This is a genomic window from Pseudomonas sp. FSL R10-1339 (assembly GCF_009600545.1).
GTDB classification, from domain to species: domain Bacteria; phylum Pseudomonadota; class Gammaproteobacteria; order Pseudomonadales; family Pseudomonadaceae; genus Aquipseudomonas; species Aquipseudomonas bubulae.
This window is the reverse complement of the sequence record NZ_WIVQ01000009.1, coordinates 48,928-72,091: the sequence shown is the minus strand read 5'-3', so window position 1 is coordinate 72,091 and position 23,164 is coordinate 48,928. Positions and strand designations below refer to the sequence as shown.

Here is a 23,164-nt window from a genome sequence, read left to right as displayed (position 1 = left end):
TCGGGGCGTTTTCAGTTGCGGCGGTTGCTTAGCGCGGGAACGCTGGCGGGTTGACCCCGGCCATGTCTTCCATCACGCGTACTACCTGGCAGCTGTAACCGAATTCGTTGTCGTACCACACGTACAGCACAACGCGGTTGTCATTGCAGATCGTCGCTTCAGCATCCACCACACCGGCGTGACGTGAACCCACGAAGTCAGTGGACACCACTTCCTGGGAGCTGACGAAGTCGATTTGCTTGTGCAGATCGGAGTGCAGAGCCATGTGACGCAGGTACTCGTTCATTTCTTCACGGGTAGCCGGCTTCTCAAGGTTCAGGTTGAGGATGGCCATCGACACGTTCGGCGTCGGCACACGGATCGCGTTACCGGTCAGCTTGCCGGCCAGCTCAGGCAATGCCTTGGCAGCAGCGGTAGCAGCACCGGTCTCGGTGATAACCATGTTCAGCGCGGCGCTACGACCACGGCGGTCGCCCTTGTGGAAGTTATCGATCAGGTTCTGGTCGTTGGTGTACGAGTGAACCGTTTCAACGTGACCATTGACGATGCCGAACTTGTCGTTGACAGCCTTGAGCACCGGCACGATGGCGTTGGTGGTGCAGGATGCCGCCGAAACGATCTTGTCGTCTGCGGTGATTTCGCCGTGGTTGATGCCGTGAACAATGTTCTTCAGCTTGCCCTTGCCCGGAGCGGTCAGGACCACGCGATCGATACCAGGGCACTGCAAGTGCTGGCCCAGGCCATCGGCATCACGCCATACACCGGTGTTGTCCACCAGCAGGGCGTTCTGGATACCGTACTGGGTGTAGTCCACTTCGGTAGGGTTTTTCGCGTAGATAACCTGAATCAGGTTGCCGTTGGCGGTGATGGTGTTGTTGGCTTCATCGACCACGATGGTGCCATCAAACGGGCCATGCACCGAGTCACGACGCAGCAGGCTGGCACGCTTGACCAGATCGTTGTCGGCGCCTTTGCGCACAACGATGGCACGCAGACGCAGACCGTCGCCACCACCGGTTTTTTCAATCAGGATGCGCGCCAGCAGACGGCCGATACGACCGAAGCCGTACAGCACAACGTCAGTACCTTTACGTGCAGAAGCGTTTTGCTGACCCACAACATCGGCCAGTTCTTCGCGCACAAACTGCTCAGCCGTGCGGCCATTGCCTTCGGCCTTGAACTTCACGGCCAGCTTGCCCAGGTCTACCGAAGCAGCGCCGAGCTTGAGCTCGCTCATTGCCTTGAGCAACGGGAAAGTTTCGTGCACGGACAATTCGATATCATCGGACTGACGATGGCGAGCAAAGCGGTGAGCCTTGAGAATCGCAATGACTGAACGGTTGATCAGGCTGCGGCCATAGATCGAGCTAACCACATTGTTATTGCGGTAAAGCTGACCGATAAGCGGAATCATCGCTTCTGCGAGTGCTTCACGGTCGATCCATTCACCAAGACACTGGTCGGGCTTCTGAGTCACGGGAACCTTCCACATGTAGGGGCTGAAAAAAGGGGCTACATTATGCCGCTGCGCCCATGCAGGGGCAATGCACGCCTGTCATACGCCGTTACTGAAACGATTAAGCATCAACAAATATAGGCGAAAAATTTTATAACAACTGCCATTTCATCAGTCTGCTGCCCTTGCACAGCCCCTTTGGCACCCCCATGTCAGTGTTATGCGCTGATTTGCGCCGCTGTTAAAGGCTGCAACTGACAGCCAGCCCCTTGGCCCGTTACAATCGCCAACTTTGTCGCAACGCTTGGAGCTCAACCTTCCGTGCCCGTCCTGCGTCTACCGAAACTCCCTGCCACGGCAGGTAAACAGCACTGGAGCAATCTGCCCGGTGCCGCCCTGAGCCTCGCGATTGCCGAGGCCGCCAGCGCCGCCAGGCGCTTCACCCTGCTCCTGACCGCTGACAGCCAAAGCGCCGAGCGTCTTGAGCAGGAACTGAGATTCTTTGCCCCTGACTTGCCGGTACTGCATTTTCCCGACTGGGAAACCCTGCCTTACGATCTGTTCTCGCCGCACCAGGACATCATCTCCCAGCGTATCGCCAGCCTGTACCGGCTGCCGGAACTGAGTCATGGTGTTTTGGTAGTGCCGGTGACCACCGCCCTACATCGCCTGGCCCCGACCAAGTTCCTGCTCGGCAGCAGCCTGGTGCTGGACATCGGCCAGAAGCTGGATGTGGAACAAATGCGTACCCGGCTTGAGGCCAGTGGCTATCGCTGCGTCGATACGGTGTATGAGCATGGCGAGTTCGCCGTGCGCGGCGCGTTGATCGACCTGTTCCCGATGGGCAGCAAACTGCCATACCGGATCGACCTGTTCGACGACGAAATCGAGACCCTGCGCACCTTCGACCCCGAGACCCAGCGCTCGATCGACAAGGTTGAGTCGGTGCGCCTGCTGCCGGCACGTGAGTTCCCGCTGCAAAAAGACGCGGTGACCCGGTTCAAGGCGCGCTTTCGCGAGCGTTTTGATGTCGACTTCCGTCGCTGCCCGATCTTTCAGGACTTGAGCAGCGGCATCACCCCTGCGGGTATCGAGTACTACCTGCCGCTGTTTTTCGATGAAACCTCGACCCTGTTCGACTATTTGCCGGCTGACACGCAAGTGTTCTCGCTGCCAGGCATCGAGCAGGCCGCCGAGAATTTCTGGTCTGACGTACGCAACCGCTACGAAGAGCGCCGTATCGATCCGTCGCGGCCACTGTTACCGCCTGCCGAGCTGTTCCTGCCGGTTGAAGACTGCTTCGCCCGCCTGAAAAACTGGCCGCGGGTGGTCGCCAGCCAGGATGACATCGACACCGGCAGCAGCCGTGAACGCTTCCCGGCGCAACCGCTGCCCAACCTGGCCATCGAAGCCAAGGCCAACCAGCCATTGGCGGCTTTGTCCGGTTTCCTTGAGCAGTTTGATGGCCGCGTGCTGTTTACCGCCGAATCGGCCGGTCGCCGCGAAGTACTGCTCGAACTGCTGGAACGCTTGAAGCTGCGACCCAAAACAGTCGACAGCTGGCCGGACTTCGTCGCCAGCAAGCACCGCCTGGCGATTACTATCGCCCCGCTGGATGAAGGCCTGCTGCTGGAGGATCCGGCGCTGGCGCTGATCGCCGAAAGCCCGTTGTTCGGCCAGCGCGTGATGCAGCGCCGGCGCCGGGAAAAACGCGCCGATGCCAACAACGATGCGGTGATCAAGAACCTCACCGAGTTGCGCGAAGGCGCACCCGTTGTGCATATCGACCACGGCGTAGGTCGCTATCAGGGCCTGGCCACACTTGAAGTCGACAATCAGGTGGCCGAGTTCCTGACCCTGGAATACGCCGAAGGCGCCAAGCTCTATGTGCCGGTGGCCAACCTGCACCTGATCGCCCGCTATACCGGCAGCGATGATGAACTGGCGCCGCTGCACCGCCTGGGCTCGGAAACCTGGCAAAAGGCCAAGCGCAAGGCCGCCGAACAAGTGCGTGACGTGGCTGCCGAGCTGCTCGACATCTACGCTCGTCGTGCAGCCCGCGAAGGTTATGCATTTGCCGATCCGAAAGCGGATTACGCAACGTTCAGTGCCGGCTTCCCGTTTGAAGAAACCCCGGACCAGCAAACCACCATCGAAGCCGTACGCGCCGACATGCTGTCGCCCAAGCCCATGGATCGTCTGGTGTGTGGCGACGTGGGCTTCGGCAAGACCGAAGTGGCCATGCGCGCGGCCTTTATTGCTGTGCATGGCGGCCGTCAGGTGGCCATTTTGGTACCCACCACCCTGCTCGCCCAGCAGCACTACAACAGCTTCCGCGACCGTTTTGCCGACTGGCCGGTAACGGTCGAGGTGATGAGCCGCTTCAAGTCGGCCAAAGAGATCAACCAGGCAGTCGCCGATCTGGCCGAAGGCAAGATCGATATCGTCATCGGCACCCACAAGCTGCTGCAGGACGATGTCAAAATCAAAAACCTGGGCCTGGTGATCATCGACGAAGAACACCGCTTCGGCGTGCGCCAGAAAGAACAGCTCAAGGCCTTGCGCAGTGAAGTCGACATCCTGACCCTCACCGCCACGCCGATCCCGCGTACGCTGAACATGGCCGTGTCAGGCATGCGCGACCTGTCGATCATCGCCACGCCGCCGGCGCGCCGGCTGTCGGTGCGCACCTTCGTCATGGAACAGAACAAAAGCACCGTCAAAGAGGCGTTGCTGCGTGAGTTGCTGCGCGGCGGGCAGGTCTACTACCTGCACAACGACGTTAAAACCATCGAGAAATGTGCGGCCGAACTGGCCGAGCTGGTGCCTGAAGCACGGATCGGCATCGGTCACGGGCAAATGCGCGAACGCGAACTCGAACAGGTGATGAGTGACTTCTATCACAAGCGCTTCAACGTCCTGATCGCCTCGACCATCATCGAGACCGGGATCGACGTGCCGAGCGCCAACACCATCATCATCGAGCGCGCCGACAAGTTCGGCCTGGCACAGTTGCACCAGTTGCGCGGCCGCGTCGGACGCAGTCACCACCAGGCCTATGCCTACCTGCTGACGCCACCGCGCCAGCAGATTACCGGGGACGCGCAAAAACGCCTGGAAGCCATCGCCAACACCCAGGACCTGGGTGCCGGCTTTGTCCTGGCCACCAACGACCTTGAAATCCGTGGCGCGGGCGAGTTACTGGGGGATGGTCAAAGCGGCCAGATTCAGGCGGTTGGTTTTACCCTGTACATGGAAATGCTCGAACGTGCGGTCAAGTCGATCCGCAAGGGCGAGCAACCCAACCTCGACCAGCCGCTGGGCGGCGGCCCGGAAATCAACCTGCGAGTACCTGCGCTGATTCCCGAGTCGTATCTGCCGGATGTGCATGCGCGACTGATCCTCTACAAGCGTATTGCCTCGGCAACCGATGAAGAGGGCCTCAAGGACTTGCAGGTCGAGATGATCGACCGCTTCGGCCTGCTCCCCGAGCCGACCAAGAACCTGGTACGCATCACCCTGCTCAAATTGCAGGCCGAGCAACTAGGCATCAAAAAAGTCGACGCCGGCCCGCAGGGCGGGCGCATCGAGTTTGCCGCCGACACCCCGGTTGACCCGATGGTGCTGATCAAATTGATCCAGGGCCAACCCAACCGCTACAAATTCGAAGGCGCGACCCTGTTCAAATTCATGGTACCCATGGAGCGCCCGGAAGAACGCTTCAATACCATTGAAGCGCTGTTCGAGCGCCTGACGCCGAAGTCTTCCTGAATGAAAAACCCATGCCCCTGAACCCCACCGACCGACTGACCCAGCCGCTGGCACCAAGCTGGGTCAGTCGCTTCAAGGAACAAAGCCTTGAGCGTGGCCGCCGCTACGCCAAGGAAAATCGGGTCAGGATCGCCCAGATCGGCGACAAGCTGATTACTGCCAGCTGTCAGGGCTCTGGCGAAAACATCTACCGACAGACCATTCAGTTGCGTGAGTCGGCCAAAAGCACCTTGCTGCTGGTCAGCGCCCACTGTACCTGCCCGGTGCGGGTTAATTGCAAGCACACCGCAGCCGTCTTACTGAAGATTGAAGAAACCTTGAACTACCCCGCCGCTGCTCAGGATGCCGAGCTTCTGGAAAAACTCCAGGCCGTACTCGACTCACGTCGCCCCAACAATCTGCCAGAACAGCTGGTCGAGGACGTCCAGCCAGTACCGCGACTGTGGCTGGCCAGTGCCGAATTCAGCGCTTTCGAGCCGCGCAACGGCAAAATGCAGCGCTATATCCAGCACCGCGCCGCCCTGTCGTTCAACTACCTGGACCAGTACGTAAGCGGGCAAAAAAACGCTGACATCCTGCTGCGCCAGGAACAGCAAACCCTGCGCATCAAGCGCAAGCCCGAGGTCGAAAACCTTTACCGCGAACAACTGCGCAGCCTGGGCTTTAAAATTGCCACGCGCCAGAGCAAGGCACTACCGGAAAGCGCCGGCGAGCTGTTTGAGCTGGTCAATGACAGTGCCTGGCTGAATTTCACCCTCAACCAGTTGCAAGGCCTGGCCGAAAAGGGCTGGGAGTTGCAGATCGATGAAGGTTTCGGCTTTGACCTGACCCCGGTAGAAGACTGGTATGCCACTGTCGACGAAGCCCCGGAGCGCGACTGGTTTGACCTGGAGCTGGGGATTATCGTCAACGGCCAGCACCTGAGCCTGCTGCCGATACTGCTCAACCTGATGCGCTCCCACAGCGACATCCTCAACCCGGAAAAACTCGCCCGGCGCAGGGACGACGAACTGATCCTGGTGAATATTCCGGCCAACCCTGCCAGCGGCCATGGTCCGCTGCAGGTTGCGCTGCCGTACGGGCGGCTGAAACCGGTACTGGCCACTCTGGACGAGTTTTATCTGGGCGAGCCGGACGCCACTTCTCTGCGGATCAAAAGTGCTGACGCGCCGCGGCTCAACGCCCTGGATGCACTCCCCCTGCGCTGGGAAGGTGGCGAGCAGATTCGCGGCTTCGCCCAGCGCCTGCGAGATATCAAGAATTTCAGCGTCGAAGCCCCCGAAGGGCTCAATGCCAACCTGCGCCCCTATCAGCTCGAAGGCCTGAGCTGGATGCAGTCATTGCGTCAGCTGGAAGTGGGCGGCGTGCTGGCCGATGACATGGGCCTGGGCAAAACCCTGCAGACCCTGGCGCATATCTTGTGCGAAAAAAATGCCGGCCGCCTTGATCGCCCGGCCATGATTGTGATGCCCACCAGCCTGATCCCCAACTGGCTCGACGAAGCGGCGCACTTTACGCCGCAGCTCAAGGTACTGGCGCTGTATGGCGCCACACGCAAAAAATATTTCGCGCACCTCAACGACTACGACGTGATCCTGACCACCTACGCCTTGCTGCCCAAGGACATCGAGCATCTGGCAAAACTGCCGCTGCACCTGCTGGTGCTGGACGAAGCACAGTACATCAAGAACCCCGGCAGCAAGGCCACCCAGGCCGCCTGCGAGCTGGTTGCCCGCCAGCGCCTGTGCCTGAGTGGTACCCCGCTGGAGAACCACCTGGGTGAGCTGTGGTCACTGTTCCACTTCCTGCTGCCCGGCTGGCTGGGCGACGTCAAGACTTTCAATCGCGACTACCGGGTGCCCATTGAACGCCAGGGCAGCAACGAGCGCCTGCAGCATCTCAATGCGCGAATCAAACCGTTTCTGCTGCGCCGCACCAAGGAGCAGGTCGCTACCGAACTGCCGCCCAAGACCGAAATCATCCACTGGGTGGACCTCAACGAAGCCCAGCGCGACGTGTACGAAACCATGCGCCTGGCGATGGACAAAAAAGTCCGCGACGAAATCACCCGCAAGGGCGTGGGACGCAGCCAGATAATTATCCTCGAAGCGCTGCTCAAACTGCGCCAGGTATGTTGCGACCTGCGCTTGGTCAGCGACACCCCGCCGAAAAAAGGCAGCACCTCGGGCAAGCTCGACAGCCTGATGCTGATGCTCGAAGAGCTGTTTGCCGAAGGCCGACGCATCCTGCTGTTTTCGCAGTTCACTTCGATGCTGGGGCTGATCGAGGCCGAGCTGAAAAAGCGCAAGGTGCCCTACGCCATCCTCACCGGGCAAACCCGGGACCGACGTACACCGGTCAAGGACTTCCAGAGCGGCAAGCTGCAGATTTTTCTGATTAGCCTCAAGGCGGGTGGTGTAGGCCTGAACCTTACCGAGGCCGACACGGTGATTCACTACGACCCTTGGTGGAACCCGGCGGCAGAAAACCAGGCCACTGACCGCGCCTATCGTATAGGACAGGAAAAACCGGTGTTTGTGTACAAAATGATTGCCCGCGGCACTGTGGAAGAAAAAATCCAGCATTTGCAGCAGGAAAAGTCAGATTTGGCGGCAGGCGTACTGGACGGACGCGTCGCAGGGGACTGGAAACTGCAGGATGACGACATCGACGCATTGTTTGCGCCGTTGCCGCCTAAAACTGAAAAGCGCTGAAAATTGACGCAACTTGCGGCTTGATTCTGTAGCAGCTGCCGAGCTCCGCGAGGCTGCGTTCGGCGGCTGCTACGGACTTGATTAGCCCGCCAGCACCCGCGCCAACGTCGCTTTTACCTTGCCCATACCCTCATGCAGCGCCTGCTCGATTTCGGCCATGGTGATAATCGCTGTCGACTTGCCCGCTGCCGGGTTGACCACCAGCGCCAGGCACGCGTAATCCAGTTCCAGCTCGCGGGCCAGTGCCGCTTCCGGCATGCCGGTCATGCCCACGATGTCGCAACCGTCACGTTCAAGACGGGCGATTTCTGCCACTGTCTCAAGACGCGGGCCCTGAGTAGCGGCATAAACACCATGACTGCTGTAGGAGCAGCCCTCGGCCGCCAATGCGCCAATCAATTGCTCGCGCAACGATTCGGTGTAGGGATAGCTGAAGTCGATATGGGTCACCTGCTCCAGATCACCGGCAAAAAAAGTATGCTCGCGGCCACTGGTGTAGTCGATCAACTGATGAGGCACACAAAAATGCCCGGTGCCCATCGCCATATGAATCCCGCCCACGGCATTTACCGCGAGAATCGCTTCGGCCCCGGCCTGCTTCAGCGCCCACAGGTTGGCGCGGTAGTTGACCTGATGCGGAGGCACCCGGTGCGGATGGCCGTGACGGGCCAGGAACAACACTTCGCGGCCGCCAAACTCACCGATCTGGATATCTGCCGAGGTCGGCCCGTAGGGCGTGTCCAGCGCCAGCGCGCGGCTGATGGTCAGCCCTTCCAGCTGGGTAAGGCCCGTACCGCCGATAATTGCGTAAACCGTCATTGAGGCAGATCCCTTAATCAATTAATTGAGCATCTTTGAGTGCGCCCATCGCCACCAGCCAGCGCGGGCTCTGGCGATAATCGGTACTGGCCCAGGCCTGGCCACGCATGCGCGCAATCCGTGGCGATGGCGTAACTTTCAAGCGCTGCGCAGCACTGAGTGCCAGCTCTGCCGCGGCGCGGTCGTTGCATACCAGGCCCATGTCGCAACCGGCCGACAAGGCGGCCTCGATACGACTGGCGGCATCACCCACCACATGAGCACCAGCCATCGACAGGTCGTCACTGAAAATAACACCATCAAATTGCAGTTCACCGCGCAGGATGTCCTGCAGCCAGCGCCGGGAAAAACCTGCGGGTTGGCTGTCGACTTGCGGATAGATCACATGGGCCGGCATGACCGCCGCCAGTTGCTTGCTCAAACGGGCAAACGGCACCAGGTCATGGGCACGGATCTGCTCCAGGCTGCGCTCATCCGTAGGGATGGCTACATGAGAGTCAGCTTCAGCCCACCCGTGCCCCGGAAAGTGCTTACCGGTGGCAGCCATGCCCGCGTCGTTCATCCCGCGAATGAATGCCCCGGCCAATACAGCGGCGCGCTCGGGGTCACCCTCGAACGAGCGGCTGCCGACCACAGCACTGCGCTGATAGTCCAGGTCCAGAACCGGGGCAAAGCTCAAGTCCAGCCCCACCGCCAGCACTTCAGTGGCCATGATCCAGCCACATTGCTCGGCCAGGTACTCGGCATTGGGGTTGTCGGCAATGGCGCGCATGGCAGGCAGGCGCACAAAGCCCTGACGCAGGCGCTGCACGCGGCCGCCTTCCTGATCGACCGCCAGCAGCAGGTCCGGTCGTATGGCCCGAATAGAAGCACTCAACTCACGCACCTGGCGCGGGTGCTCGATATTGCGTGCAAAGATGATCAATCCGCCCACTTCAGGCTGGCGCAGCAATTGCCGGTCTTCAGCCGTCAGCCAGGTACCGGCGACGTCCACCATCAAGGAGCCTTGCAAGGCAGAACTCATGGGAAATCCTTTAGAAAGAGAGAGCGCTTGTTAACCGGTCCGGATACGCAGGCACGGGCCTGCGCACCGCACTCCAGAGAGGCGGCGGCGAATTGGCAGACGGGAACAAGACAGGGCTGGGCATGACAGCTAGCTTAGCGGATCAAAGCTGCCGCGCCCACCCGCAGCGGGTCAAACCTTGACGCTGACCGGTGCAGTTTTACTGCGAGGACGCATCTGCGCACTGGCCATGGCCGGATCGCTGACGCCGCTCTGGGCACGCATGCCGGCGGCGAGAAACGGCACCATCAGGCGCATCACCTGCTCGATCGAGGTGTTAACGCCAAAATCGGTCTCGGCAATGGCACGCAGCGCCTTGATCCCCGACATGCTGAAGGCCGCCGCGCCGAGCATGAAATGCACGCGCCAGAACAGCTCGATGGGCGGGATCTGCGGAGCCGCTTCATTGACCAGCAGCATATAGCGGCGGAACACCTTGCCGTACATGTCTTCAAGATAGCGGCGCAAGTGGCCCTGGCTCTGGCTGAAGGCCAGACCCAGCAAACGCATGAAGATCGACAGGTCGTTGCCACTGCGTGGCTGAATCACCAGCGCCTGCTCGACCAGCATCTCCAGCAACTCCTCAAGAGTCGGGCGATTCTCCGGCTTGCCCTGACGGCGCTCCAGCTCACGGTCCAGGTTGGCGCAGAAAGGCCCCAGGAAGCGTGAGAACACCGCCTGGATCAGCGCTTTCTTTGAACCAAAATGGTAATTGACCGCCGCCAGATTGACCCCGGCCTTGCTGGTAATCAGCCGCAATGAAGTTTCAGCAAACCCTTTTTCCGCGAACAGCTGCTCGGCAGCATCAAGGATACGTTCAACGGTTTCCGACTGGGCCATGACTACTCCGCCTGACAAACATTTAAACACTTGTTTGAAACATACGTTTCAGCCAGTCAAAAGTCAAGATGACCTATTCGTTTTGCGACCGGTCGGTTTCGCATTTAACCACAGCCTCGGCCAGCCCGGCCCCAACTGATAAGGTACGGACCACAGCGCTTATCGACGACCGTCCAGCGGACTGCCGGAAATGGATGATTGCCAATACGCCTTCACTGTATATAATCCCAGTCACTGTATAAAAAGACAGAGCGATCATCATGTTAAAACTGACGCCACGCCAAGCTGAGATCCTGGCTTTCATCAAGCGATGCCTGGATGACAACGGATACCCGCCCACCCGTGCCGAGATCGCACAGGAACTGGGCTTCAAGTCACCCAACGCTGCCGAAGAGCACCTCAAGGCCCTGGCCCGCAAGGGTGCCATCGAGATGACCCCTGGCGCTTCACGAGGCATTCGCATTCCCGGCTTCGAAGCCAAGGCTGACGAATCCACCCTGCCCATTATCGGCCGGGTTGCTGCCGGTGCGCCGATCCTGGCGCAGGAACACGTTGAAGAGTCCTGCAACATCAACCCGACCTTCTTCCATCCGCGAGCTGATTACTTGCTGCGCGTACAGGGCATGAGCATGAAGGACGTCGGCATCTTCGATGGCGACCTGCTGGCTGTGCATACCTGCCGCGAAGCGCGCAACGGCCAGATCGTGGTAGCCCGCATCGACGACGAAGTGACCGTAAAACGCTTCAAGCGTGAAGGCAGCAAAGTCTGGCTTATCGCTGAAAATCCGGATTTTGCCCCTATTGAAGTCAATCTCAAGGAGCAGGAACTGGTTATTGAAGGCCTGAGCGTCGGCGTTATTCGCCGCTAATAGGAGGCGTCATGCAGTTCCCCCACACACCGCTGCCCGCACAACTGACCCTGTTCGAGGCGTTCATGGCACAGCCCATGGCCCCTGCGATCAAGGACGTGCTCGAATCACCCTGGAGCGCCGAACCTGAAGTCTTCAGTGAGCTGTCGCTACGCGGTGCTGCCGGAAACTGCCTGAACCTGCTTGCCCCCATGCTGCGCGAACTGAGCGAGCAGCAAAACGCCCGCTGGTTGACCCTTATCGCACCACCGGCCAGCCTGACCCAAAGCTGGCTGCGCGATGCAGGGCTGAACCGCGAGCGAATTTTGCTGCTGCAGCCCAACGGCAATAAAAGCGCGTTGCAGCTCACCTGCGAAGCGCTACGCCTGGGCCGCAGCCACACCGTTGTCAGCTGGATCAACCCGCTGAACAGCGCTGCACGCCAACAGTTGATCAGCGCAGCCCGCACCGGTCACGGGCAAAGCCTGAATATTCGCCTGGGCTAAACAACCAACGCTGCCACAGGGCCAGTGCAGAATGCACTTGCCTGGCTGCGGCACAGGGTTGCGGGGCGATTAATGAAGAATGCGCGGCCCGTCGTCTTTTTCCAGCTCGCCTTCTGCCAGCCGACCCGCCATTTGCACGCCGACGCTGAGCATGGCCTTGGCCACCTCTACGTGCTGACCCTGAAGAAAAGCCTTGGCATCTTCAGAAAAATTCAGCGTGACCAAAGACCCTTCGTCCTCAGCACGGCGCAACTCGATGCGGCCGTCTGGCAACTCGACAATTTCTAGAAAGGACGTTGGCATATAAATTTGTTCTCCACGAAAGCGTGGGAGTATATCAGCCATCCTATGGGAAATTCCCAGGATCTGTGCGCTTTGTACTACAGACTGATGAATGACTGTACCGTTTCGCTTATGACCCTCAGCACTCATTGAGTCCATCACGGAACCGAATGGCCAGCGCCTTGAGATTCTGGCGCCACTCTTCCATGGTTTCGCGGCTTAGCTCATGTGGCGCCTCGTCCTCCAGGCTGACCGTATCGATCAAAGGCTGGAATACATCTGCCTTGACCTTTTTCGGCGCCTGCAGCGGCTGATACAGCGCTGCATGGGTGGCCATCAGCTGCGCCAGCCAGGTTTGCGGCGCGCAAGCCAGCTCGACCAGCTCTGCCAGTTCAGGGATGGCTTTCTCGTCCAGCACCTGCCGGGTGAGCAACAACTCAACCCGTGGTGCGCTGGCTTGTGACAGGCGATAAAAGCCTGCAATTTCATGACACAGGCCTAGCAAGGCACCATATAAATGGAATACCGCCGCCTCGCGCTCGGCCTGAACCAGCGCCTGGGCATTCATGGCCCGACCTTCGCTCGCCTTGTTCATGGCCTCCAGGGCCAGACCGGCGAAATAGATCTTCTGATTGGTGCGGGTATAGAGTTCGTGAGCCATGCGGGCGCTCCACAGCGGATGGGTAAAGGCAGGTCGTGCAGTCTCAGGGATCAGGGCGTGCTGGCGCAAGGCCCACGCTCCCTAACGTCACGTGTGGGAGCGGGCTTGCTCGCGATGCAGGCGCTGAGGTGTTCCAGTCATACCGTGTCGATGCCATCGCGAGCAAGCCCGCTCCCACAAAAAGTGCTCCAGCGGCGACAACCACGCCCGGAACCGGCAAAAAAAAACCGCGCAAGGCATGCAGCCCTTGCGCGGTTTTTTATTCAGCTATCAGCTCGGATCAGGCGTCTTTGTCTTTACGCTTGTCTTCAACCTTCCAGCTCTTGCCATCGTAGAACGCACGCCAGCCAGTCGGCTTGCCATCCACTTCGGTCTGTACGTACTGCTCTTTGGTTTTGCGACTGTAGCGAATCACCGCCGGGCGACCATCCGGGTCTTTCTTCGGTGCTTCACACAGGAAATGGTACTTGGGATCGATCTCGTCCTTGTGCGGAATGATTTCAATCACCAGCGGCGCTCGGGTCTCGCGGTTCTTGGGGAACTGGCTGGCCGCCAGGAACAACCCCGAAGCGCCGTCACGCAGGATATACGTGTCGTTGACCTTCTCGCACTTGAGCTCCGGCATCTTCACCGGATCCATTTTCGGCGGCGCCGCTTCACCGCTTTTCAGCAGTTTGCGGGTGTTTTTGCATTCGGCATTGGTACAGCCGAAGAACTTGCCGAAACGACCGGTTTTGAGCTGCATCTCGCTGCCGCACTTGTCGCATTCAAGGCTCGGCCCTTCGTAGCCCTTGATCCGGTAGTTGCCTTCCTCGATCTCGTAGCCAACGCAATCCGGGTTGTTACCGCAGATATGCAGTTTGTGCTTCTCGTCCAGCAGGTAAGCGTCCATGGCCGTGCTGCAAATCGGGCAACGGTGCTTGCCCAGCAGTACCAGCGACTCGGATTCACCTTCGTCGTCGGCGGCAATTTCATCGCCCGGCACCAGGTTGACCGTGGCCTTGCAGCGTTCTTTCGGCGGCAGACTGTAGCCCGAGCAACCCAGGAATACGCCGGTCGATGCCGTACGAATCTGCATCGGACGACCACATTCCTTGCACGGAATATCTGTCATGACTGGCTGGTTGGCGCGCATACCACCTTCCGGCGCAGCAGCAACTTCAAGCTTCTTCTTGAAGTCGCCGTAGAACTCGTCCAGGACGTTTTTCCAGTCGCGCTCACCTTGCGCAACGTCATCGAGGTTCTCTTCCATGCCGGCGGTAAAACCGTAGTCCATCAGGTCGGAGAAGCTTTCAGACAGGCGCTCGGTAACGATATCGCCCATTTTTTCGGAGTAGAAACGGCGGTTGTGCAACGCCACGTACCCCCGATCCTGAATGGTCGAGATGATCGCTGCATAGGTCGAAGGACGACCGATGCCACGCTTTTCCATCTCTTTTACCAGGCTGGCCTCGGAGTAACGCGCAGGTGGCTTGGTGAAGTGCTGGCTCGGATCAAGCTCGATCAACTTGAGCTTATCGCCCTGGGCCATGTCCGGCAGCACATCGTCGTCGCCCGGCTTGGCAATTTGCGGCATCACACGGGTGTAACCGTCGAATTTGAGGATGCGACCTTTGGCACGCAGCTCAAAATCACCGGCCGCCACAGTGACGGTGGTCGACAGGTATTTGGCCGGCAGCATCTGGCATGCCACGAATTGGCGCCAGATCAGCTCGTAAAGGCGCTCAGCGTCGCGCTCCATGCCCGTCAGCTTGCTCGGGTGCATGTTGACGTCGGAAGGACGAATCGCTTCGTGAGCCTCCTGTGCGCCTTCCTTGCTGCTATACACGTTGGCTGCCGGCGGCAGGTAGTCCGCGCCGAACTCGCCTTCAATGTAGGTGCGTGCCATTTCGACCGCATCGGCCGACAGGTTGGTGGAGTCGGTACGCATGTACGTGATGTAGCCCGCTTCATACAAGCGCTGCGCCATCATCATGGTTTTCTTCACCCCATAGCCCAGGCGATTGCTCGCTGCCTGCTGCAGGGTGGACGTGATAAACGGCGCCGACGGCTTGCTGCTGGTCGGTTTGTCTTCACGCTTGACGATGCTGTAGCTGGAAGCTTTGAGCTTCTCCAGGGCAGCCATGGCCTGGGTTTCGTTCAGCGGCTTGAACGCCTCGCCTTTTTCGCGGGCAACGTCGAAGCGCACCTTGGCACCCTTGGCGGTGCCAAGGTCAGCGTGAATTTCCCAGTATTCTTCGGGGTTGAACGCACGAATTTCGCGCTCACGCTCCACCACCAGCTTCACCGCCACCGATTGCACACGGCCTGCCGACAGGCCACGGGCAACCTTGGCCCACAGCAGCGGCGAAACCATGTAACCCACTACACGGTCGAGAAAACGGCGTGCCTGCTGAGCGTTGACCCGGTTGATATCCAGTTCACCCGGCTTGGAAAAAGCTTCCTGAATCGCCTTTTTGGTGATTTCGTTGAACACCACGCGCTTGTAGCGGCTGTCATCACCCCCGATGGCTTCGCGCAGGTGCCAGGCAATGGCTTCCCCCTCGCGATCCAAGTCGGTTGCGAGATAGATGGTGTCAGCATCCTTGGCGAGCCGGCGCAGCTCTTCGATGACCTTTTCCTTGCCCGGGAGGATCTCGTACTTGGCTTTCCAGCCATGTTCCGGATCGACGCCCATGCGCGAGATCAGCTGCTTTTGAGCTTTCTCTTTTGGCGACAGGGCCGGCGCCTCGCCGGCCGCAGCCTTACCACGCTTGGCAGCAGGTTCTTTGCTGGCGCTAGCCGAACCGCTGGTGGGCAGGTCTCGGATATGGCCGATACTCGACTTCACCACGTACTCGTTACCCAAGTACTTGTTGATGGTCTTGGCCTTAGCCGGGGATTCCACAATGACCAGCGATTTGCCCATGGATCAGAAAATTCCTGAATTCTAGAAGTGAAAGGCGGTTCGCGCCTGACGCGGCACCGCTATATATAGTGGCTACAAGGTGAGGTCAAGCACAGGGTTCTGCGCGACCATGCCTTATGGCCGGGAAAAAACGCTGGGTTCGGCCTGAATCAGGGCAAAGCGCGGGACCTGTTCGCCCTCGACAATGACTGACTCCAGGAACATGCTCAGCGGGCGCACCCAAAAGCCGTAATCGCCATACAGGGCTTGGTAGAACACTACATCCTCTTCGGTTTCGGAGTGGCGAGCCACACTGAATACCCGATATTGAGGGCCTTTGTAATGTTGATAGAGCCCGGGTTGTAGCGGCATGTTGCGGCCCCTCTGCAAAATAAAAAAATAAAAACGCTTAAAAACAAAAACCGGGGCACAAGGCCCCGGCTTCCATCATCGCAACGCTTAGACGCGTTCGAAGACGGTGGAAATGCCCTGGCCAAGACCAATGCACATGGTGGACAACCCGAAGGTGCCGCCATTTTGCTTCATTACATTGAGCAAAGTGCCAGAGATACGAGCGCCCGAACATCCAAACGGGTGACCCAGAGCGATGGCACCGCCGTGCAGGTTAACCTTCTCATTCATCTTGTCGAGCACTTTCAAATCTTTCAGCACTGGCAGGGCCTGTGCAGCGAAAGCTTCGTTAAGCTCGATGAAGTCGATATCAGCCATATTCAAGCCCGCACGCTTCAACGCTTTTTGCGTAGCCGGTACTGGACCATAGCCCATGATCGCAGGATCCACACCGGCAACGGCCATGGAGCGGATAACGGCCAAAGGCTCCAGGCCCAGGTCTTTTGCACGCTGAGCCGACATCACGATCATGCACGAAGCACCATCGGTGATCTGCGACGACGTGCCCGCAGTCACTGTACCGCCTTTAGGGTTGAAAGCAGGTTTCAACGCCGCCAGGCTTTCCAGGGTGGTATCTGGACGAATAGTTTCATCGTAGTCGAAAATCTTCAGGAAGCCGTTTTCGTCATATCCCTGCATCGGGATGATTTCGTCTTTGAACTTGCCTTCAATCGTCGCCTTGTGCGCCAACTGGTGCGAGCGCACTGCAAATGCGTCCTGCTGTTCGCGGGTGATGCCGTGCATCTTGCCCAGCATTTCAGCGGTCAAACCCATCATGCCCGAGGCTTTCGCCGCGTACAGCGACATGTGCGGGTTAGGGTCAACGCCGTGCATCATGCTCACGCGGCCCATATGCTCGACGCCGCCAACCACGAAAACGTCACCGTTGCCGGTCATGATCGCTTGCGCAGCCGTGTGCAGGGCACTCATGGACGAGCCGCACAGGCGGCTTACGGTCTGTGCAGCGCTGGTGTGCGGGATCTGGGTCATCAGCGACGCCATGCGCGCGATGTTCCAGCCCTGCTCCAGGGTCTGGTTCACACAGCCCCAGATCACGTCTTCCACTTCGCTCGGGTCAACCTTGTTGTTGCGCTCCAGCACTTTGCTGATCAAGTGCGCAGACATGTCTTCAGCACGGGTGTTGCGGTGCATGCCACCCTTGGAGCGGCCCATCGGGGTGCGACCGAAGTCTACAATCACCACGTCTCTAGGATTCAAGCTCATAATTTCACTCTCACTCTAATGGGGCGCTTAACCGAAGAAGCTCTGGCCGTTCTTGGCCATCTCACGCAGCTTCGCAGTCGGGTGGTACAGCGCGCCCAGTTCAGCGTACTGATCGGCCAGGGCCACGAACTCTGCAACACCGATCGAATCGATGTAGCGCAGTGCGCCGCCACGGAACAGCGGGAAGCCAATACCGTAGACCAGACCCATATCGGCCTCGGCTGCGGTTTCAACGATGCCGTCTTCCAGGCAGCGTACGGTTTCCAGACACAACGGAATCATCATCCAGTTGATGATGTCCTCGTCGGTCACGTCGCGCTGCTCGTAAACAATTGGCTTGAGCACTTCAAGTACGCTGGAATCAACGACTTTCTTCTGCTTGCCCTTTTTGTCAGCCTCGTAGGCATAGAAGCCCTTGCCGTTTTTCTGACCCAGGCGCTTGGCCTCGTACAGAGCGTCGATCGCCGAGCGGCGGTCGTCTTTCATGCGATCCGGGAAGCCTTCAGCCATCACGTCGCGACCGTGGTGGCCGGTGTCGATGCCGACCACGTCCATCAGGTACGCCGGGCCCATTGGCCAGCCGAATTTTTCCATTACTTTGTCGATGCGCACAAAGTCGACACCGGCACTGACCAGACGGGCAAAACCGCCGAAGTACGGGAACAATACGCGGTTGACCAAAAAGCCCGGGCAGTCGTTGACCACGATCGGGTTCTTGCCCATTTTCTTGGCGTAGGCAACGGTGGTGGCAACAGCCAGGTCGCTGGACTTCTCGCCACGAATCACTTCAACCAGCGGCATCATGTGCACCGGGTTGAAGAAGTGCATGCCGACGAAATTTTCCGGACGCTTGAGGGCCTTGGCCAGCAGGCTGATGGAAATGGTCGAAGTGTTGGAAGCCAGGATGGCGTCTTCGCGAACATGGTTTTCCACTTCCGCCAGTACCGCTTGCTTGACCTTCGGGTTCTCGACTACCGCTTCGACCACCAGGTCGACGTTGCCGAAATCGCCGTAGGACAGAGTAGGACGAATACCGTTCAGTACTTCGGCCATTTTCGCCGGAGTCATGCGACCTTTATCAACGCGACCCACCAGCAACTTGGCGGCTTCAGCCAGCCCTTGCTCGATGCCGTGTTCGTTGATGTCCTTCATCAGGATCGGCGTGCCTTTGGAGGCCGACTGATAGGCAATACCGCCACCCATGATGCCTGCACCAAGAACGGCGGCCTGCTTCACGTCTTTGGCGATTTTGTCGTAGATCTTGGCTTTTTTCTTCAGTTCCTGATCGTTCAGGAACAGGCCGATCAGACAGTTTGAAGCGGAGGTCTTGGCCAGTTTGGCAAAACCTGCAGCTTCCACTTCCAGCGCCTTGTCACGACCGAAGTTCGCGGCTTTCTGGATGGTCTTGATCGCTTCAACCGGGGCCGGGTAGTTCGGGCCGGCCTGGCCAGCCACGAAACCTTTGGCGGTTTCGAACGCCATCATTTGTTCGATTGCGTTGAGCTTGAGCTTTTCCAGCTTCGGCTGACGCTTGGCCTTGTAGTCCAGCTCACCACTGATGGCGCGCTTGATCAGGTCCAGGGCAGCTGCGCCCAGCTTGTCAGCGGTGACCACAGCATCAACGGCACCTACTTTCAGAGCGTCTTCTGCGCGGTTTTCCTTGCCGGAGGCAATCCATTCAACCGCGTTATCAACGCCGATCAGGCGTGGCAGACGCACGGTGCCGCCAAAGCCCGGGTAGATACCCAGCTTGACTTCCGGCAGGCCGATCTTGGCGCTGTCAGCCATGACCCGGAAGTCGGCTGCCAGGCACATTTCCAGACCGCCGCCCAACGCGATGCCATTGATGGCAGCGACGGTAGGTACGTTGAGGTCTTCGAAATCGCTGAAGATTCTGTTGGCTTCCAGGTTGCCGGCAATCAGCTCGGCATCCGGCAATTTGAAGTTTTCAACGAATTCGGTGATGTCGGCGCCGACGATAAACACGTCTTTACCGCTGGAAACGATGACACCCTTGACCGAAGCATCTGCCTTGATCGCATCTACTGCCTGACGCAATTCGTTCAGGGTTAGACGGTTGAACTTGTTGACGGACTCACCCTTGAGGTCGAACTTGAGTTCGACGATGCCACTTTCAAGAGCCGTAACCGTGATGGCTTTACCTTCGTAAATCATCAACTGATCTCCAGGATATGGAAGCTGAACAGTACACGTCAGAAGCTAGCGTCTGGCTGTCACTGACCTTTGCGTCAATGCTGTTGCCAATCCGCCAGGCACACCCGCCAACGCGATAATCGGGATTGAACAAGCATCGTCCGACACGACAAACACTCAATTCATACGCCCGTTTGATTTGGGTGTCGACACCTTCACGGAAAAGCGATCGATTGTCAATTGTCCAAAACAATGATGACAAAACGACCCGGCAGTCAGTTTAGACACCTGCGCTATGAGCGCCCGAAACCATTGCGGCGCCTTGCAGGTGAAAAGTGTGGGAGCGGGCTTGCTCGCGATTCAGACGCCGCGGTTTGTCTGCCACACCCCGCCGATTCCATCGCGGGAAGCCCGCCCCCACAAGGGTCATGCCAGCGCCTTGAGCACCTCGTCAATGGCCTTGAGCACCTGAGCCTCGCCCTTCTCGCCCCAGACCAGCACAATCATTTGTTTATCGGCCTCAACCTTGTAGACATTGGCTGGCAGCTTGCGAAACTGCGCCAGCAGGCGCTCGTCCTCGCATTCTTCCTGCCAGCGATTGAGCCATTTTCCCGGTGCCGATTGCCAATAGCACCAAACATCAGGTTTAGTACTGCGGCGCGGACGGTGGTACTGCGCGCAGGAACCGGGCGGTTGCGGCTCAAGCCAGTGCGGCCACTCCTGAGGCGCCAGCTGCATGGACAACCCCATGCGCCGCGCCTCCATGCGCAGGTCCATCCGACCACTTTGCCCCCGGGACGGGCGCAACCACGCCAGGGGACTCAGAACCAGTGCCAGGATTGACACCACTATCCATACCGTCATATCTGTACTCTCACTGCTTGATAAACGCATGACCCAGACTTGAACCAAGGCTCTGGAAAAGGGCCATACTCATAATTAATCGCCATCTACAGGAGCACCCCACATGCCCTACGAACATATCCTGGTCGCCGTCGACCTGACCGACGAATGTGACCCCGTGATCAACCGCGCCAGTGAAAGCGCCAAGGCCAACGGCGCCAAATTGTCACTGATCCATATCGTCGAACCGATGGCGATGGCGTTCGGCGGCGATGTGCCAATGGATCTCTCGCAACTGCAGCAGCAACAATTCGACCAGGCCAAGGAACGCCTTGAACGCCTGATCGCCAAATACCCGCAGCTGCACAAGGACTACTGCCACCTGAACTACGGCCAGCCGCGCCAGGAAATCCATGCCCTGGCCAAAGCGCAAAACTGCGACCTGATCGTGGTTGGCAGCCACGGCCGCCACGGCCTCGCCCTGCTGCTGGGCTCGACCGCCAACGACGTACTGCATGGTGCACCGTGCGACGTGCTGGCGGTCAGCCTGAAAAAACCTGACTGAGTTTATCTGCAGCAACCACAAAAAAGCCCGGCCCCTTATAAAAGGGCCGGGCTTTTTCAGTTCAGCACGGGGTCAATCAGGCATCCAGCTCGGCCCAGCGCTCAACCAGCTGCTCAAGCTCGGCTTGCAATGTTTCAAGCTTGGCAATCACTTCCGCGGTTTTGGCCGCAGGCAGTTGATAGAAACCAGCGTCAGCCATTTCTGCTTCAACCGCAGCAATGGCCTGTTCCTTGGCGTCGATATCGGCCGGCAGGGCTTCCAGCTCACGCTGCAGCTTGTAGCTGAGTTTCTTTTTCGCCGCAGGAGCAGGCTGAGCAGCCACAGGTGCCGGTGCAGCCTCGACCACGGCCGAGTTGAGGTCGGCTTTGCCCGACTTGCTCTCGGTCACGCCCAGCAGGCGCGGTGAACCGCCCTGACGCAGCCAGTCCTGATAACCGCCCACGTACTCGCGAACCTTGCCTTCGCCCTGGAAAACCAGGGTGCTGGTCACCACGTTATCGAGGAATGCCCGGTCGTGACTGACCATCAGCACAGTGCCCTTGAAGGTCAGCAGCACCTCCTCAAGCAGCTCCAGGGTTTCAACGTCGAGGTCGTTGGTCGGCTCATCGAGCACCAGCAGGTTGGCCGGCTTGCTGAACAGCTTGGCCAGCAACAGACGCGCACGCTCACCACCCGACAGCGCCTTGACCGGCGTGCGGGCACGCTGAGGGCTGAACAGGAAGTCACCCAGGTAGCTGAGCACGTGACGGCTCTGGCCGTCGATATCGATAAAGTCGCGGCCTTCGGCCACGTTGTCGATCACGGTTTTTTCCAGATCCAGCTGATGGCGCAGCTGATCGAAGTAAGCCACGTCGATACGCGTGCCCTCTTCAACCGTACCTTCAGTTGGCACCAGGCCGCCCAGCATCAGCTTGAGCAGCGTGGTTTTACCGGTACCGTTGGCACCCAGCAGACCGATACGGTCGCCGCGCTGCAGCACCATCGAGAAGTCCTTGAGCAGGAACGGACCACCCGGGTGAGCAAAGCTGACGTTTTCCAGCACCATCACTTGCTTGCCGGACTTGTCTGCCGTGTCCAGCTGGATATTCGCCTTGCCGGTACGCTCGCGACGTTCGCTGCGCTCTACGCGCAGTTCTTTCAGGGCGCGCACGCGGCCTTCGTTACGGGTGCGGCGGGCCTTGATGCCCTGGCGGATCCAGACTTCTTCCTGAGCCAGACGCTTGTCGAACAGCGCATTGGCGGTTTCTTCCGCGGCCAGGGTAGCTTCCTTGTGCACCAGGAAACTGGCGTAGTCGCCATTCCAGTCGATCAGGCCGCCACGGTCCAGCTCCAGAATCCGGGTGGCCAGGTTCTGCAGGAATGAACGGTCATGGGTAATAAACAGAACCGCGCCCTGGAAGTCCTTGAGGGCCTCTTCCAGCCACGCGATTGCGCCGATATCCAGGTGGTTGGTCGGTTCGTCGAGCAGCAGCAGATCCGGTTCGGAAACCAGAGCCTGTGCAAGCAGGACGCGACGACGCCAGCCGCCGGACAATTCGGCCAGGGTTTTGTCGGCAGGCAATTGCAGGCGGCTCAGGGTGCTGTCCACCAATTGCTGCAAGCGCCAGCCATCACGGGCTTCGAGGTCTTGCTGGACGTGCATCAGCTTGTCCAGGTCAGCATCGGTGACGATGTTCTGGCTCAAGTGATGGTACTGGGCCAGTAACTCGCCAACACCGTCCAGGCCTTCGGCCACAACGTCGAATACAGTCCGCTCGTCGGCAACCGGCAACTCTTGCGGCAATTCGCCAATCTTGAGGCCGGGCGCGCGCCAAACAGAGCCGTCATCGGGTTTTTGATCACCTTTAACCAGCTTCATCATGCTGGACTTGCCGGTACCGTTGCGGCCGATGATGCACACCCGCTCTCCACGGGCGATCTGCCAGGACACCTTGTCCAACAACGGCATAGAGCCGAAAGCAAGGGACACATCGCTGAATTTGAGCAGGGTCATGAGCTTCTCCAAAAACTGGGCGCGCATTCTACCTGATTTGAACCCCCGGGCGGCCGGGTATTTCTTGTACGGTGCCGTCTTGCCTTCATTTAGTGCCAAGTTGCTATGGTTGGCCGCCAAGACGTTC

At 59.0% G+C, this 23,164-nt stretch carries 17 protein-coding genes; 5 read left to right on the top strand and 12 right to left on the bottom strand.

The annotated features are described in order from the left end of the window. Positions 1–28: 28 nt before the first annotated feature. Positions 29–1,492, bottom strand: coding sequence for a glyceraldehyde-3-phosphate dehydrogenase (locus tag GHO03_RS05145; protein WP_083369829.1), 1,464 nt, complete (start codon positions 1,490–1,492; stop codon positions 29–31). Positions 1,493–1,777: 285 nt separating this feature from the next. Between GHO03_RS05145 and mfd the strand changes: the two genes are divergently transcribed. After that, entirely contained in the window at positions 1,778–5,227 is a 3,450-nt protein-coding gene (mfd, locus tag GHO03_RS05140; RefSeq protein WP_095019366.1) for a transcription-repair coupling factor, read from the top strand. 11 nt (positions 5,228–5,238) lie between these two features. Then, the gene (locus GHO03_RS05135; RefSeq protein ID WP_133144898.1) at positions 5,239–7,941 is read left to right on the top strand and encodes a DEAD/DEAH box helicase; all 2,703 of its coding nucleotides are present in this window, start codon (positions 5,239–5,241) and stop codon (positions 7,939–7,941) included. Between the two features lie 81 nt (positions 7,942–8,022). Here GHO03_RS05135 and GHO03_RS05130 read toward each other — a convergent pair whose 3' ends face one another. From GHO03_RS05130 to GHO03_RS05120, 3 genes are all read right to left on the bottom strand, one after another. Next, the gene (locus tag GHO03_RS05130; RefSeq protein WP_095002206.1) at positions 8,023–8,760 is read right to left on the bottom strand and encodes an S-methyl-5'-thioinosine phosphorylase; all 738 of its coding nucleotides are present in this window, start codon (positions 8,758–8,760) and stop codon (positions 8,023–8,025) included. Positions 8,761–8,773: 13 nt separating this feature from the next. Then, positions 8,774–9,772: a beta-N-acetylhexosaminidase gene (gene nagZ, locus GHO03_RS05125; RefSeq protein ID WP_169916728.1), complete on the bottom strand. Its 999-nt coding sequence runs from the start codon at positions 9,770–9,772 to the stop codon at positions 8,774–8,776. 183 nt (positions 9,773–9,955) lie between these two features. Next, entirely contained in the window at positions 9,956–10,663 is a 708-nt protein-coding gene (locus GHO03_RS05120) for a TetR/AcrR family transcriptional regulator (RefSeq protein ID WP_095002208.1), read from the bottom strand. A gap of 260 nt (positions 10,664–10,923) precedes the next feature. Between GHO03_RS05120 and lexA the strand changes: the two genes are divergently transcribed. Continuing rightward, positions 10,924–11,532, top strand: coding sequence for a transcriptional repressor LexA (gene lexA / locus GHO03_RS05110; RefSeq protein ID WP_029611310.1), 609 nt, complete (start codon positions 10,924–10,926; stop codon positions 11,530–11,532). A gap of 11 nt (positions 11,533–11,543) precedes the next feature. Next, complete coding sequence (gene sulA, locus GHO03_RS05105; RefSeq protein WP_095002210.1) at positions 11,544–12,017, top strand: SOS-induced cell division inhibitor SulA; 474 nt, start codon at positions 11,544–11,546, stop codon at positions 12,015–12,017. Between the two features lie 69 nt (positions 12,018–12,086). Here the strand turns inward: sulA and GHO03_RS05100 are convergent, their stop codons facing one another. The 7 genes from GHO03_RS05100 to GHO03_RS05070 form a co-directional block, all read right to left on the bottom strand. After that, positions 12,087–12,320 carry a hypothetical protein gene (locus GHO03_RS05100; protein WP_003446620.1) on the bottom strand — a complete coding sequence of 78 codons (234 nt, stop codon included), beginning with the start codon at positions 12,318–12,320 and terminating at the stop codon, positions 12,087–12,089. A gap of 118 nt (positions 12,321–12,438) precedes the next feature. Next, a complete protein-coding gene (locus GHO03_RS05095; RefSeq protein WP_095023994.1) occupies positions 12,439–12,960 on the bottom strand; it encodes a DUF6586 family protein in 522 nt (173 codons plus the stop codon). A gap of 280 nt (positions 12,961–13,240) precedes the next feature. Next, on the bottom strand, positions 13,241–15,868 hold the full coding sequence (gene topA / locus GHO03_RS05090) for a type I DNA topoisomerase (protein ID WP_095019369.1): 2,628 nt from the start codon (positions 15,866–15,868) through the stop codon (positions 13,241–13,243). Between the two features lie 114 nt (positions 15,869–15,982). Further along, positions 15,983–16,219, bottom strand: coding sequence for a DUF1653 domain-containing protein (locus GHO03_RS05085; RefSeq protein WP_095002213.1), 237 nt, complete (start codon positions 16,217–16,219; stop codon positions 15,983–15,985). 87 nt (positions 16,220–16,306) lie between these two features. Continuing rightward, complete coding sequence (gene fadA / locus GHO03_RS05080; protein WP_133144897.1) at positions 16,307–17,482, bottom strand: acetyl-CoA C-acyltransferase FadA; 1,176 nt, start codon at positions 17,480–17,482, stop codon at positions 16,307–16,309. Between the two features lie 27 nt (positions 17,483–17,509). Next, the gene (gene fadB, locus GHO03_RS05075) at positions 17,510–19,657 is read right to left on the bottom strand and encodes a fatty acid oxidation complex subunit alpha FadB (RefSeq protein ID WP_095002215.1); all 2,148 of its coding nucleotides are present in this window, start codon (positions 19,655–19,657) and stop codon (positions 17,510–17,512) included. A gap of 405 nt (positions 19,658–20,062) precedes the next feature. Next, complete coding sequence (locus tag GHO03_RS05070) at positions 20,063–20,500, bottom strand: hypothetical protein (protein WP_088379313.1); 438 nt, start codon at positions 20,498–20,500, stop codon at positions 20,063–20,065. 103 nt (positions 20,501–20,603) lie between these two features. Here GHO03_RS05070 and GHO03_RS05065 point away from each other — a divergent pair, with 103 nt between their 5' ends. Then, positions 20,604–21,044, top strand: coding sequence for a universal stress protein (locus GHO03_RS05065; RefSeq protein WP_016780044.1), 441 nt, complete (start codon positions 20,604–20,606; stop codon positions 21,042–21,044). Positions 21,045–21,120: 76 nt separating this feature from the next. On the opposite strand, the gene GHO03_RS05060 is transcribed toward GHO03_RS05065, so the two are convergent. Beyond that, positions 21,121–23,037: an ATP-binding cassette domain-containing protein gene (locus GHO03_RS05060; protein WP_016780043.1), complete on the bottom strand. Its 1,917-nt coding sequence runs from the start codon at positions 23,035–23,037 to the stop codon at positions 21,121–21,123. Positions 23,038–23,164 lie beyond the last annotated feature (127 nt).

Coding starts and splice junctions, on each gene's coding strand:
- GHO03_RS05060 (WP_016780043.1), bottom strand. CDS start 23,037: ATGACCCTGCTCAAATTCAGCGATGTGTCCCTTGCTTTCGGCTCTATG.
- GHO03_RS05135 (WP_133144898.1), top strand. CDS start 5,239: ATGCCCCTGAACCCCACCGACCGACTGACCCAGCCGCTGGCACCAAGC.
- sulA (WP_095002210.1), top strand. CDS start 11,544: ATGCAGTTCCCCCACACACCGCTGCCCGCACAACTGACCCTGTTCGAG.
- GHO03_RS05085 (WP_095002213.1), bottom strand. CDS start 16,219: ATGCCGCTACAACCCGGGCTCTATCAACATTACAAAGGCCCTCAATAT.
- lexA (WP_029611310.1), top strand. CDS start 10,924: ATGTTAAAACTGACGCCACGCCAAGCTGAGATCCTGGCTTTCATCAAG.
- GHO03_RS05065 (WP_016780044.1), top strand. CDS start 20,604: ATGCCCTACGAACATATCCTGGTCGCCGTCGACCTGACCGACGAATGT.
- GHO03_RS05130 (WP_095002206.1), bottom strand. CDS start 8,760: ATGACGGTTTACGCAATTATCGGCGGTACGGGCCTTACCCAGCTGGAA.
- fadA (WP_133144897.1), bottom strand. CDS start 17,482: ATGAGCTTGAATCCTAGAGACGTGGTGATTGTAGACTTCGGTCGCACC.
- GHO03_RS05145 (WP_083369829.1), bottom strand. CDS start 1,492: ATGTGGAAGGTTCCCGTGACTCAGAAGCCCGACCAGTGTCTTGGTGAA.
- topA (WP_095019369.1), bottom strand. CDS start 15,868: ATGGGCAAATCGCTGGTCATTGTGGAATCCCCGGCTAAGGCCAAGACC.
- GHO03_RS05100 (WP_003446620.1), bottom strand. CDS start 12,320: ATGCCAACGTCCTTTCTAGAAATTGTCGAGTTGCCAGACGGCCGCATC.
- GHO03_RS05120 (WP_095002208.1), bottom strand. CDS start 10,663: ATGGCCCAGTCGGAAACCGTTGAACGTATCCTTGATGCTGCCGAGCAG.
- GHO03_RS05095 (WP_095023994.1), bottom strand. CDS start 12,960: ATGGCTCACGAACTCTATACCCGCACCAATCAGAAGATCTATTTCGCC.
- GHO03_RS05070 (WP_088379313.1), bottom strand. CDS start 20,500: ATGACGGTATGGATAGTGGTGTCAATCCTGGCACTGGTTCTGAGTCCC.
- fadB (WP_095002215.1), bottom strand. CDS start 19,657: ATGATTTACGAAGGTAAAGCCATCACGGTTACGGCTCTTGAAAGTGGC.